This is a genomic window from Gordonia sp. ABKF26, assembly GCF_041103195.1.
Taxonomy (GTDB): Bacteria; Actinomycetota; Actinomycetes; order Mycobacteriales; family Mycobacteriaceae; genus Gordonia; species Gordonia terrae.
In genome coordinates this window covers 1109665-1122771 of record NZ_JBGCVZ010000003.1, presented here as the reverse complement: position 1 = coordinate 1122771, position 13107 = coordinate 1109665, and the positions used below count along the sequence as shown (strand labels likewise).

Annotated in this window: 8 protein-coding genes; 6 read left to right on the top strand and 2 right to left on the bottom strand. The window is 68.5% G+C overall.

Translation table 11 applies throughout. The annotated features are described in order from the left end of the window. The first annotated feature begins 230 nt into the window (after nucleotides 1-230). The 5 genes from AB4Z55_RS05645 (at nucleotide 231) to AB4Z55_RS05625 (ending at nucleotide 9281) form a co-directional block, all read left to right on the top strand. Entirely contained in the window at nucleotides 231-3908 is a 3678-nt protein-coding gene (locus AB4Z55_RS05645; RefSeq protein ID WP_369519342.1) for a (Fe-S)-binding protein, read from the top strand. Nucleotides 3909-4041: 133 nt separating this feature from the next. Further along, the gene (locus AB4Z55_RS05640; protein WP_369519341.1) at nucleotides 4042-5295 is read left to right on the top strand and encodes a pyridoxal phosphate-dependent aminotransferase; all 1254 of its coding nucleotides are present in this window, start codon (nucleotides 4042-4044) and stop codon (nucleotides 5293-5295) included. 142 nt (nucleotides 5296-5437) lie between these two features. Then, a complete protein-coding gene (locus tag AB4Z55_RS05635) occupies nucleotides 5438-7222 on the top strand; it encodes an SDR family oxidoreductase (RefSeq protein WP_369519340.1) in 1785 nt (594 codons plus the stop codon). Nucleotides 7223-7228: 6 nt separating this feature from the next. Then, nucleotides 7229-8134: a metal-dependent hydrolase gene (locus AB4Z55_RS05630; protein WP_354561742.1), complete on the top strand. Its 906-nt coding sequence runs from the start codon at nucleotides 7229-7231 to the stop codon at nucleotides 8132-8134. Nucleotides 8135-8156: 22 nt separating this feature from the next. Beyond that, a complete protein-coding gene (locus AB4Z55_RS05625; RefSeq protein WP_354561743.1) occupies nucleotides 8157-9281 on the top strand; it encodes a PDR/VanB family oxidoreductase in 1125 nt (374 codons plus the stop codon). Here the strand turns inward: AB4Z55_RS05625 and AB4Z55_RS05620 are convergent. After that, on the bottom strand, nucleotides 9243-10910 hold the full coding sequence (locus AB4Z55_RS05620; protein ID WP_369519339.1) for a DHA2 family efflux MFS transporter permease subunit: 1668 nt from the start codon (nucleotides 10908-10910) through the stop codon (nucleotides 9243-9245). The two genes, AB4Z55_RS05625 and AB4Z55_RS05620, sit on opposite strands and share 39 nt — an antisense overlap. Nucleotides 10911-11037: 127 nt before the next feature. Between AB4Z55_RS05620 and AB4Z55_RS05615 the strand changes: the two genes are divergently transcribed. After that, complete coding sequence (locus tag AB4Z55_RS05615; protein WP_369519338.1) at nucleotides 11038-11625, top strand: TetR/AcrR family transcriptional regulator; 588 nt, start codon at nucleotides 11038-11040, stop codon at nucleotides 11623-11625. Nucleotides 11626-11627: 2 nt separating this feature from the next. Here AB4Z55_RS05615 and AB4Z55_RS05610 read toward each other — a convergent pair whose 3' ends face one another. Continuing rightward, entirely contained in the window at nucleotides 11628-13088 is a 1461-nt protein-coding gene (locus AB4Z55_RS05610; RefSeq protein WP_369519337.1) for a hypothetical protein, read from the bottom strand. Nucleotides 13089-13107: the final 19 nt, after the last annotated feature.

Below are 13107 nucleotides of genomic sequence, written 5' to 3'. Positions count from 1 at the left end.
CACCGTCGAGCACCCCGTCGCCGGAGGTGGCGTCGAGCACCCTGACTCGACAGTAAGTTACTCGCGAGTATCATCACTCATGAGGTAGACCAGCGTAATTAGGCCAGCCTTGGCAGCGCTCCGGTGGCGCAACGAATTACGGTTACCTGTAGTACACCGCCCCGTGGTACCCAGCCTCGCGTTCCGCGACCCGGCGGCGGACGACCTAGACGAAAGGCCGGTACGAGCCCGTGACAGCCACGACGATTGCCCTCGGCACCACCGCTGCCGTGGTCAGCCTGTTCTGCTGGTACCTGTTCCTCGGCGGCGTGGTGCGGATCTACCGCACCATCAAGCTCGGGCACAAGGTGGACAGCGCCCGCTTCTGGCCCATCCTGCCGCGGTTCCTGACGATGATGAAGGAATTCATCGTCCACACGCGCATGGTGAAGTTCCGCACCGTCGGCTGGGCACACTGGCTCGTGATGGTCGGCTTCCTCGGCGGCTTCCTGCTGTGGTTCGAGGCCTACGGCCAGTCGATCAACCCCGAGTTCCACTGGCCGGTCTTCGGTGACACGTTCGCCTGGCACCTGTGGGACGAGCTCCTCGGCATCGCGACCGTGGTCGGCATCATCGTGCTGATCGTGATCCGTCAGCTCAATCACCCGCGCGTCCCCGAGCGGCTGTCCCGATTCGGCGGATCGCGCTTCGCCCCGGCGTACTTCGTCGAGGCCGTCGTGCTCCTCGAGGGCCTGGGCATGATCCTGGTGAAGGCCTCGAAGATCGCGACCTACGGTCACGCGAACGCCTACTCCGACTTCTTCACCATGCAGGTCGCGAAGATCCTCCCCGCGTCGCCGACCCTGGTGTCGATCTTCGCCGTCATCAAGCTGATGAGCGGCATGGTCTGGCTGGCCATGGTCGGCATGAACATCAGCTGGGGCGTTGCCTGGCACCGCTTCTCGGCCTTCTTCAACATCTACTTCAAGCGCGAGCAGGACGGCGGCGTCGCCCTCGGTGCCGCGAAGCCGATGATGAGCCAGGGCAAGGTCCTCGACATGGAGACCGCCGACCCCGATGTCGATGCGTTCGGCGCCGGCAAGATCGAGGACTTCTCGTGGAAGGGCTGGCTGGACTTCACCACCTGCACCGAGTGCGGTCGCTGCCAGTCGCAGTGTCCCGCATGGAACACCGGCAAGCCGCTGAGCCCGAAGCTGCTCATCATGTCGCTGCGCGATCACGGCAACGCCAAGGCGCCCTACCTGCTCGCCGGTGGCCGCAAGGACATGGGCGGTGACGAGGTCGGACTGGTCGACGCCGACGGCAACGTACTCGAGGACAAGCTCAACGCGATCCCCGAGGCGGCGCGCGCCGAAGCGGCACGCAAGCTCGTCGGCGAGTCGAAGGGCGATCTCGGCGGCGGTCAGGTCGTCGAGGCCGTCGGTGACATCGGCTCTGGGGGCGAGTTCGATCCCGAGGCCCTCGGCGCCGTCATCGACACCGAGACCCTGTGGAGCTGCACCACCTGTGGTGCGTGCGTCGAGCAGTGCCCGGTCGACATCGAGCACGTCGACCACATCCTCGACATGCGTCGCTACCAGGTCCTCATCGAGTCGGACTTCCCGACCGAGCTGGCCGGCATGTTCAAGAACCTCGAGAACAAGGGCAACCCGTGGGGCCAGAACGCCTCCGCGCGCACCGCCTGGATCGACGAGATGGACATCGAGATCCCGGTCTTCGGCAAGGACGTCGAGTCGTTCGAGGGCTTCGAGTACCTGTTCTGGGTCGGTTGCGCCGGCGCCTACGAGGACCGCGCGAAGAAGACCACCAAGGCCGTCGCCGAGCTCCTCGACATGGCCGCGGTGAACTTCATGGTCCTCGGCGAGGGCGAGACCTGTACCGGTGACTCGGCACGACGCGCCGGCAACGAGTTCCTCTTCCAGATGCTCGCGCAGCAGAACATCGAGATGCTCGGCGAGGTCTTCGCGACCGCACCCGAGCAGCGCAAGAAGGTCGTCGTCACCTGTGCACACTGCTTCAACGCACTGGGCAACGAGTACCCGCAGCTGGGAGCGAAGTACGAAGTCGTCCACCACACGCAGCTGCTGAACCGCCTCGTGCGCGAGAAGCGGCTCGTCCCGGTTGCCCCCATCAGCGAGGACGTCACCTACCACGACCCGTGCTACCTGGGCCGCCACAACAAGGTCTACGACGCACCGCGTGAACTCATGGGCGCCGCCGGTTCGACGCTCACCGAGATGCCGCGTCACGGCGAGCGGTCCATGTGCTGTGGTGCCGGTGGCGCGCGCATGTGGATGGAAGAGCAGATCGGCAAGCGGATCAACATCGACCGGGTCGACGAGGCGCTGAACACCCTGGGCGCCGGGAGCGCAGCGAGCGGGCCCAATCGAAACGGCGACACGACCGGTGACCAGGTCAAGAAGGTCGCGACCGGCTGCCCGTTCTGCCGCGTCATGCTCACGGACGGTGTCACGGCCCGGACCAGCGGCACCGAGTCCGAGGGCAAGGTCGAGGTCGTCGACGTCGCGCAGCTGCTGCTCGACTCGGTCAAGCGCGGCGGCCCCACCGAGGTGAAGCTCGGCGGCCGGTTCCTCGGACCGCGTCCGAGCGCTGCCGAGCCGGAGCCCGAACCCGAGCCCGAGAAGGTCCCCGCCGCGGCGGCAGCATCCGCGTCGGCGACGACCGAGGCGGCCCCGAAGCCGAAGGTCGGCCTGGGCATGAAGGGCGGCAAGAAGCCGGGTGCGGCGGCCAAGACCGCAGCGCCGGAGGCACCCGCCGAGACGGCCCCCGCCGAGAAGAAGCCGGCGTCCAAGGGATTCGGCATGAAGGGCGGCAAGAAGCCCGGTGCCGCGGCATCCGCCGCCGCTCCGGCCACGGATTCCGCACCCGCCGAGGCCCCCGCCCAGGCACCGGCCGAGAAGAAGCCCGCCGCCCAGGGATTCGGCATGAAGGGCGGCGCCAAGCGTCCCGGTGCGGCAGGCAAGCCCGCCGGGGGGACCGCCGAACCGGTGCCCGCCGAGACCGAGTCGTCGGACGCGGTCAAGGAGGAGGTCGCCGAGGCCGCCACCGAGACCGCCGAGAAGAAGCCCGCGTCGAAGGGCTTCGGCATGGGCAAGGCGAAGCGGCCGGGTCAGAAGGCGACCAACGCAGCCGCACCCGACGCCGGAGTGACCGCCCCCGCCGAGAGCAAGGTCGACGAGAGCGAATCGGCACCGGACGCCGCGCCCACCGTCGACACGGAATCGTCGGCGACTGCGGGAACGACGACAGCGGAGTCGGCCACCGCGGGTTCTGCGGCAGCGGGATCGGCAACGGAGGAGAAGCCCGGCAAGGCCAAGGGCTTCGGGATGTCCGCGGGCAAGAAGCGGCCCGGCGGAATCGGCAAGGCGGCAGCCAAGCCGGCCGTCGCGGCACCTGCCGAGGCTGCACCCGCGGCGACCGAAGCGGAGCCGGAGCCGGAGGCGGTGTCCGACACCGCCGACGCCCCGGCCGCAGAGACGCCCGAGGCACCGGCAGCCGAGGCGCCGCAGGGTGGCTCGGCCGCCGCGCTGACCGAGGAGAAGCCGGCCAAGGCCAAGGGCTTCGGCATGGCCGCGGGCAAGAAGCGGCCGGGCGGGGCGAGCAAGGCCGCACCGGCAGCTACTCCGGCTCCGGAAGTGGCCCCCGAGCCGGAACCGGCGTCGGAACCCGAGGTCCCGCAGGCCGAGGAGGCCCCAGCGGCCGAGGCCGACGACGCGGGTACAGCCGAGGTCGAGAGCCCGGGCGACGCGAACGACGCCGACACAGAGGCGGCGCCTGCGGCGTCGAGCAACGGTTCGTCCGCGGCTCGCACTGTCGCCGAGACTGGGGCGTCGAAGGCCAAGGGCTTCGGCATCGCGGCCGGCAAGAAGCGGCCCGGCCACAAGTAGATCGCTCAGCAAAGCAGACAGATGTCGTCTTTCGTGGCGCCCACCGCCACGAAAGACGACATCTGTCGTTTGGGGTGACTCCGCTTCGACACGCGCCAGAAACGCATTTGCCATCGGCTGCGACAATGTACCCGTGAGTAGGCCCCATGTTTCGCACCTGAACCAGAACCTCAAGCCGCTGGAGCAGTCGCTCAAGCTGCAGAACGTGTGCTACGAGATCCGTGGTCCCGTCCACGCGCACGCGCAGCGCCTCGAGGCGGAGGGCCACCGAATCCTCAAGCTGAACATCGGCAACCCGGCGCTGTTCGGTTTCGAGGCCCCCGACGTGATCATGCGCGACATGATCCACGCGCTCCCCTACGCGCAGGGCTACTCCGAGTCCGCCGGCGTCCTGTCCGCGCGGCGTGCCGTGGTGACCCGCTACGAGCTCATCCCCGACTTCCCGTACTTCGACGTCGACGACGTCATCCTGGGCAACGGCGTCTCCGAGCTCATCACCATGACGATGCAGGCGCTGTTGAACGACGGCGACGAGGTCCTGATCCCGGCGCCCGACTACCCGCTGTGGACCGCGATGACCTCGCTGTCCGGCGGGCAGCCCGTGCACTACCGCTGCGACGAGGAGAACGGGTGGAACCCCGACGTCGCCGACATCGCCGCGAAGATCACCGACCGCACCAAGGCGATCGTCATCATCAACCCCAACAATCCGACGGGCGCGGTCTACTCACGCGAGGTCCTCGAGCAACTCGTCGAACTCGCCCGCCAACATTCGCTGCTGATCCTCGCCGACGAGATCTACGACAAGATCATCTACGACGAGGCCGAGCACGTGAACGTGGCGTCGCTGGCGCCGGATCTGTTGTGCCTCACCTTCAACGGCCTGTCGAAGGCCTACCGCGTCTGCGGTTATCGCGCCGGGTGGGTCGTGATGACCGGACCGAAGGATCACGCCCGCGGCTTCATCGAGGGCATGGGCATCCTGGCGTCGACGCGACTGTGCGCGAATGTGCCGGGCCAGCACGCGATCCAGGTGGCGCTGGGCGGCTACCAATCCATCGAGGCCCTCGTCTCCCCCGGCGGCCGGCTGTACGAACAGCGCAACGTCACCTGGGAGAAGCTCAACGAGATCCCCGGGGTCAGCTGCGTGAAGCCCAAGGGCGCGCTGTACGCCTTCCCCCGTCTCGACCCCGAGGTGTACGAGATCCACACCGACGAGCTGTTCGTCCAGGACCTGCTGCTGCAGGAGAAGATCCTGGTCGTGCAGGGCACCGGATTCAATCTCGACGACCACAACCACTTCCGCATCGTCACCCTGCCGTGGTCGCGCGATCTGAAAGAGGCCGTGGAGCGTATCGGTAACTTCTTGTCGTCGTACCGGCAGTGACTTCGTAGACGCCTGCGGATAACACCTGGTGAGGGCCCGGTCTTCGGACCGGGCCCGCACTGTTTTCCAGGGGTCTGGACATTTGTGTAACCGTTGGTAACGTGTACCTCCATCGGCGCGGCAACACAACGAGGTGACACACATGTCCGAGACGGCAGTACACCACCAGCCGGACTGGCGACGGGGAACCGTCACCAACAGCGGGATTCGGCTGGCCACCTATGAACTGGGCGATACGTCGAATCCGACGGTGCTGCTGGTGCACGGCTGGCCGGACACCCACCATCTGTGGACCCACATCGCCCCGCGCCTGGCGGAGAAGTATCACGTGGTCGCCTATGACTGCCGCGGCTTCGGCGCGAGTGACCGCCCCCGGCGGGTCGCCGCCTACCGACTCGACGAGCTCGCCGACGACCTGTACGCGGTCGCCGAGTCGGTGAGTCCGGACGACGCCGTCCACGTCGTCGCCCACGACTGGGGGTCGGTGCAGACATGGGAGGCCGTGAGTCGCCCGCGAGCGAACGCCCGCATCGCCTCGTTCGTCTCGGTCTCCGGCCCGAACCTCGACCACCTCGGCCAGTTCGTGCGCGATCAGGTCGCCAGCCCCACGCCTCGTCATCTGCGAAATGTTCTCGCGCAGTCGATGTCCTCGGCCTACACCGGGCTCTTCCAGCTCCCGGTGCTCCCCGGCGTGCTGTTGCGCGCACTGGGCAACCCGACGGTGTGGAAGCAGTTCCTGCGTGCGGTCGAGGGCACACCACCGGAGAACGTCGACGTCGCCGACTCGTTGCGTCGCGACATGGTGACCGGCCTCGCCCTGTACCGCGCGAACATCCGCGCGAAACTCCTGCGGCCCGATCCGCGGCCCACCACGGTGCCGGTGCTCCAGGTGGTCAACGAACGCGACATCGCGCTGCGGCCCGCCATCTACGACAACACGCCGACCTACGCCGCGAAACTCTGGCGACGCGACACCCCGACCGGCCATTGGCTGCCGTACACCCACCCCGACTATCTGACCGGGCTCGTCCTGGATTTCCTTGCGCTGCAAACCAACAGCGGAGAGCCGGCACCGGCGATCGAGCGCGCGCGGTTGTTCACCGAACCGAAGCCGCTGGCGGGCAAACTCGTCGTGATCACCGGTGCGGGCAGCGGTATCGGACGTGAGACGGCCCTCGCCCTGGCCGAACGCGGTTGCGAACTCGTGCTGGCCGACCTCGACCTCGCGTCCGCCGACGAGACCGCCCGGGCCTGCAAGGTCGCGGGGTCGGCGGCGCATGCGTACCTCCTCGACGTGTCGGACACCGCGGATTTCGTCACCTTCGCCGCACGCATCCGAGATGTCCACGGGGTTCCCGACATCGTGGTCAACAATGCGGGAATCGGTTTGGCCGGTGGGGTGTTGGCCGCCACCGACGAGCAGGTGGACCGGCTGCTGGACGTCAACCTCCGCGGCGTCGTCACCGGCAGTCGCGAATTCGGCCGCCAGATGGTCGGGCGCGGCGTGGGCGGGCACATCGTCAACATCGCGTCGGCCGCGGCGTTCACGCCGTCGCGCAGCCTCGGTCTGTACTCGGCGTCGAAGGCGGGGGTGCTGCTGTTCTCCGAGTCGCTGCGCGCCGAGCTCGCCGAACACCGCATCGGCGTCAGTGCGATCTGTCCCGGGCTCGTCGACACCAACATCGTCTCCTCGACGCCGATCGCCGGCCTCGACGCCGAGACCGAACAAGCCCGCCGCGATCGGCTCGACCGGTTCTACCAGCGCCGGGGGTTCACGCCGGACCGGGTCGCAAGTGAGATCGTCGCGGCCATCGAGCACAACCGGGCGGTGGTGCCCGTGACCGTGGAAGCCAAGGTGGGATACCGGATCTACCGCTTCGCGCCCTGGCTCTCGCGAATCGGGGCCCGCCAGAAAGTCGCGGGGTGAACGGATATGACGCACATCGACACTCCCGCGCACCGGGACGATGCATCGGCCGATCCGGGGCCCGTCGAGCTGCACGCCCGCAATGTGGCGTTCGACTGGGACGACGTCCCGCTCCACTGGATTCCGGGTCACCCGGTCGCGTCGAACTTCGTCAGCGTGCTCAACCTCCTTCTGCCCGAGGGTGAGCGCTGGTTCGTGCAGACCTACAACGAGGCCCTGCCCCTGGTCGCCGACGACGAACTCGCCGCCCGGATGCGAGGGTTCATCGGTCAGGAGGCGATGCACGCCGAGGCGCACGATCATGTCCTGTGGGAGTTCCTCGATCACCACGGCATCGACCCACGGCCCTATCAGTTACAGATGGAGTGGATCTTCCGCAAGGTCCTCGGGCCGTTGGAGGGTGGCACCCAGGAAGCCCGGGACAAACACCTCGTCGAACGCCTGTGGCTCATCGCGGCCCTGGAGCACTACACCGCGATCCTCGGCGACTTCGCGCTGAACAACACCTGGACCCGGCTCGGGGCGCACCCCACGATGGCCGACCTGTTCATGTGGCACGGGGCCGAAGAGGTGGAGCATCGGGCGGTGGCGCACGATGTCGCCGCGTACTTCGGCGACGGGTATCTCCGCCGCGGCCGTGCCATGTTCGTGGTGCTGCCGATCCTGCTGATCCTCATCCAGCGGGGTTACCGCTTCATCATGAGCCAGGACACGTCACTGTCCTACAACTACTTCCAGAAGACGTGGCATTACCACCGCGGGGTACGTGCCGGTGTGCTGCCGAAGATGCGGACGATCGTGTTCGCCACCTTCAGCTACTTCCGGCCCGGATTCCGACCCGAGGACATCGGCAGCACCGCGCAGGCCGTCGCCTACCTCGCGAGCTCTCCGGCCGCGCGCAACGCGGCGTGATCGGGGGCGAGGGGGCACTGTCATGAACCAACGCGCACATCCACATTCGACGACGCTGACCCAGCCCCCGCCGCACCTGCACGGCCGGTGGCGACACGATCCTCTGCTCACGGTCGGGACGATGGTGGCCCGGGCGTGGTGGCCGGTCTGGCGACCGCTGTCACCGTTGCAACCCGGTGCGGTGAGCGACGGGACCACCAAGGTCCGGATCGTCGGCCGCGAGGTGGTCGCGCGGGACGAGAACGTCATCGCACTCACCCTCGCCGCCGCCGACGGTGGCATGCTGCCGACATGGCGTGCCGGCGCGCACATCGATCTGCTGCTGCCCTCCGGACGCATGCGGGAGTACTCCCTGTGCGGCGACACCGCTGACCGCAACCACTATCGGATCGCGGTGCGCCGAATTCCCGACGGCGGTGGCGGTTCGGTCGAGGTCCACGACTCGCTGCGGGTCGGTGACGTGTTCTCGATCAAGGGACCGCGCAACGCTTTTCCGTTCGCCGTTCCCGGTCACGGGTCGTCCGCCCGCCGCCTCCGGTTCGTCGCGGCGGGAATCGGCATCACCCCGATCCTGCCGATGCTCGCCACCGCCGAACGATTCGGGCTGGACTGGTCGATGATATACACCGGCCGTACCGCCGAGTCCATCCCGTTCCTCGACGAGGTGGCCGCCTTCGGCGACCGCGTCACGATCCGTACCGATGACGTACACGGTCTGCCGAGCATGGCCGAACTCGTCGGTCCCGTGGACGATCCGGCCGACCTCGCCGTCTACTGCTGCGGGCCGGTTCCGATGCTGGAGGGGCTCAGGCGCCGGCTCGCGGCCCGGTCCGACATCGAGTTGCACTACGAGCGTTTCAGCCCTCCCCCGGTGGAGAACGGGACCGACTTCACCGTGACCCTGGCCTCGACCGGCCGGCAGATCCCGGTCGCCGCAGACGAATCCGCGCTCGCCGCGATCCGCCGGGTGGTGCCGTCGGTTCCGTACTCGTGCCAGCAGGGATTCTGCGGCACCTGCAAGGTCAGGACGCTGTCGGGCGAGATCGACCACCGCGACAACATCCTGACCGAGCCCGAACGCGAGGCCGGGACCATGCTCACCTGCGTCTCACGCAGTCCCGGCGGGAACCTCACCCTCGACCTCTGAGCCCTTCTGCTCATCAATCCCAAGGATGTGACCCCCTTCTGCTCCCTGAGGTGCGAGGAGCGTTAGCGACGAGCCACGAAGGGCCCCGTCGCCGACCTCGTCGACAGCAGCCTGCAACCCGGTCCCACTGCCGCGCAACAGGAATGCTGCCGCGATGCCTGCCGTCGCGGTGATGGCGACCGCCGCCCAGACCGCGTTGTGCAAGCCGTCCATGAAGACCTGTTGAACCGCGACCTGAACCGCATCGCCCATCGCGCCCGGCAGGCGGTCCGCCACCTCGACACCGGCCATCACGGACTGCTTCGCCGCGTCGACCGCTTCGGCCGGCACGCCGCCACCCGACAGTCGTTCCCCGACACCGGCGACGTAGGCCGACGTCAGGATCGAACCGAGAACGGCCACACCGAGCGTTCCGCCGATCTCCCGCGTCGTGTCGTTGACCGCACTGCCCGCGCCGGCCTGCTCCGGACGCAGCGCGTCCATGATGAGCTGGGTGCACGGACCGGAGATGAACGCGAGCCCCGCCGCCATCAGTGCCATCGACCACACGATGAGCTCCCAGTAACCGGAAGCGCGCGAGGAGATCTCGACGAGTGCGAATCCACCCGACATCAGGAACGCACCGATCACCGAGACGACCCTCGGCCCGAAACGATGCGACAGCGCCATCGCGACCGGCGACAACGCCGCCATCACGATCGCGAACGGCAGCGTACGGATCCCGGCGGCCAGCGGCCCGTAACCCTTCACCGCCTGGAAGAACTGGGTGATCAGGAAGATGAAGCCGAACAGCGCGAAGAACGCCACGCTGATCATCCCGGCCGCGGTCGCGAAACGCCGGTTGGCGAAGAGTCGCACATCGAGGATCGGATGCGCGATCCGGAGCTGCGTCGTGACGAACACGGCGAGGATCGTCAGCGCGACAACGACTCCGAGGACCGTGCGCACTTCGGCCCAGCCGACATGCGGTGCCTCGATCAGGGTGAAGGTGAGCAGGCCCAGACCGGCGACAGACAGCACGACGCCGACGGCGTCGAAGCGTGGCACCGCCAGCGGACGGGTGCCGGGAACGACGGCCAGGATCAGCGCCAGGGCCAGCACACCGAACGGAATGTTCACCCAGAACACCGAAGTCCACGAGAAGTGTTCGAGCAGCCATCCGCCGAGGACCGGCCCGATGGCCACCGCCACCCCGGACACGGCCGCCCAGATCCCCACCGCCATCGCGCGTTCCCGCGCGTCGACGAAAATGGTGGTGATGATCGCGAGCGTGGCCGGGAAGACCAGCGCCGCAAAGACTCCGAGCCCGGCTCGACTCGCGATGAGCTGCCCGATGTCCTGCGACGACGCCGCCGACACCGACACCCCCATGAACCCCACGATGCCGGCGAGAAGCATCCGTCGGTGCCCGAACCGGTCACCGAGGTAGCCGCCGGTCAGCAGCAGACCTGCGAAGACGAGGGTGTAGGCGTCGACGATCCACTGCAGGCCCGAGATCCCGGCGCCGAGGTCGCGAGCGAGCGTCGGGAGGGCCACGTTGACGATCGTGTTGTCGATCATGACGAGTAGTTCGGCGAAGCTGAGGGCGCCGAGCGCCCACCAGCGGATGTGTGCGCGTTCTGTTCGCATCGGATCTCCTGATCAGGGCCACTCGGGCGATCGTGCTGACAGCCGGACGAAGTGCTTTGGAACATTGTTCCATTGTTGTAGGACACTGTTCTATTCAAGAAGAACACTGTCCTAGTAGGTTGTCAACATGTCCCCCGCGAAGCCCCGCACCCGCACCTCGGCCGCCGAGGTCCGCTCCGCCCTGCTCCGGGCCGGACGAACAATCCTCGAGCGGGACGGCGAGGCCGGGCTGACGGTCCGTGCCGTCGCGGCCGAGGCACAGGTGGCCCCGATGGGGGTCTACAACCACTTCGACGGTCGCGACGGCCTACTCGACGCGCTGGTCACCGACGGGTTCGTCGAGTTCGGCCGGGCCATCGCAGCGACCGATGACGACCCGGTCGCCCGCCTCATCAACTCCGGTCGCTCCTACCGGGCGTTCGCGATCGCCAATCCGGTGATCTACCGGTTGATGTTCTCCGCACAGTGCGCGCCGGAACCGGACGTCGCGCTGGACGCGTTCGGCGTACTCGTCGATGTCATCCGGTACGGCCAGGTGGCCGGGGTGATCATGGCCGGGGACCCGGCCGACCTGGCGATGCTGGCCTGGTCGGCCGTGCACGGCGCGGTGGGACTCGAACTCGCGAGCACCCACCCGCCCCAGATCGACGCGACGGCGGGTTACGAGAAGGTCCTGACCTTCGTGGCGCGCGGGTTGTCCCCGCACCCGGGCTGACGTCAGGGCAGGACGATCGGCGGCAGACCGGGGATCGGGATCGTCACACCGCCTGGCGCACGCGGGGTCCGCGACCGGGGACGAGGTCGGGGCGCCGACTCTGAGGAGGGCGTCGTCGTCTCGGGCGGCGGAGGCGTCGTGTACCGACGCGCGGGTTGCCGGGCCTCGGCAAGGATTGCGGGGTCGGCGAATTCGGGTTCGGGGGTCACGATCGTGCGCTGGGGAAGCGGCGCGGCGACGGTCGGGGCCGGCTCATCGTGTGCGACCGCCAATGCCGTGGCCACACCCACGACGGCCACCGCGCACAGCAGAGCGATCCCCGCGAGCACACGCTTGTCCCCACGCCTCCGCCCGGCACCGACAGCTTGCGGGCCCGTCGTGGGAACGTCGACGAGTTGGAGCGGCCCGGTCGGCGCCGAGTCGTCCGGCGGCGAATCCGATGCGGGAACGGTGTCGACATCCCGTCCGATGGAAGGCGCAGCCACCGAGGGCGATCGGGTTGCCGACGACGATTCCGACGCGGTGTCCGTCCCGTCGTGTGACACGCCCCCGCCGTACGCCGGACCGCCATTCGGCGGGTCCTCGCGAATCGGTTGTCCGACTGCACCATACGTCGCCAGCGCCCCGAACGCCGTGGCCATCGGCGGCGGCGCGCGCTTCACCGCCTCGAAGATCGGGGGGTCGTGGGGTGGATCGTCGCCCTTGTCCGGGCGAACCGTTTCGTCCGGCGACGGGTTCGGCGTATGCGAGTCGGCCGCGTGCTCCGACGTGATGGTCGGTGCAGGCCAGACGTGGACATCGTCGCCGGCGACCTCGTCGGGTTCGGCTGCGTGCCCGCCGGTCGCCACGGGCCGGATCGCGCTCCCCGCGGGTTCGGCGTCGACAACGGGCACCGGGACCGCTCGCGCAACGGCGTCCCGCAGTCCCGGCCAGGCACTCACGCGACCGGTGATGACGACTGCGGGGGCAGCCGCGCCCGCCACGGCCGCGCGGGCGAGTTCTTCGGCCCGCGCGGTGAGTGGGGCGCCGGCTTCGGCGACGTCGCGACGCGCCATCCGGAACAGCCTGATGTGGTCACGGCCCATCAGGAACGTGCCGTCGGACTCGCGGAGCCGTTCGCGACCGCGCGTGACGAGGTCGAGTACCTCCTCGTGCCAGTCGCGCGAGGTCGGCGCGGCCACGCGCCCGACGCGGACGAGGTGCTCGGCGATCACGTGATCGAGGGCGTCCAGGGTGAGACCGGAATCGGAGTAGGAATCGGCGACGGTCCCGCGAGCCGGGTCCATGCGTCCCACCGAGACACCCGCGCGCGGATCGAGATCGAACAGCACGATCTCGGCTGTGTCGGGGATTCCGCGGTCAGCCAGCTGGGCGCGCACGGAGTCGGCGACGGCAGCGCTGACCGCGACCTCTGCCTGGGCAGACGTCGGTGTCACGGCCGGGTCGGCCACCGTGTCGGTCATCTGGTCAGTTCCTGCACCT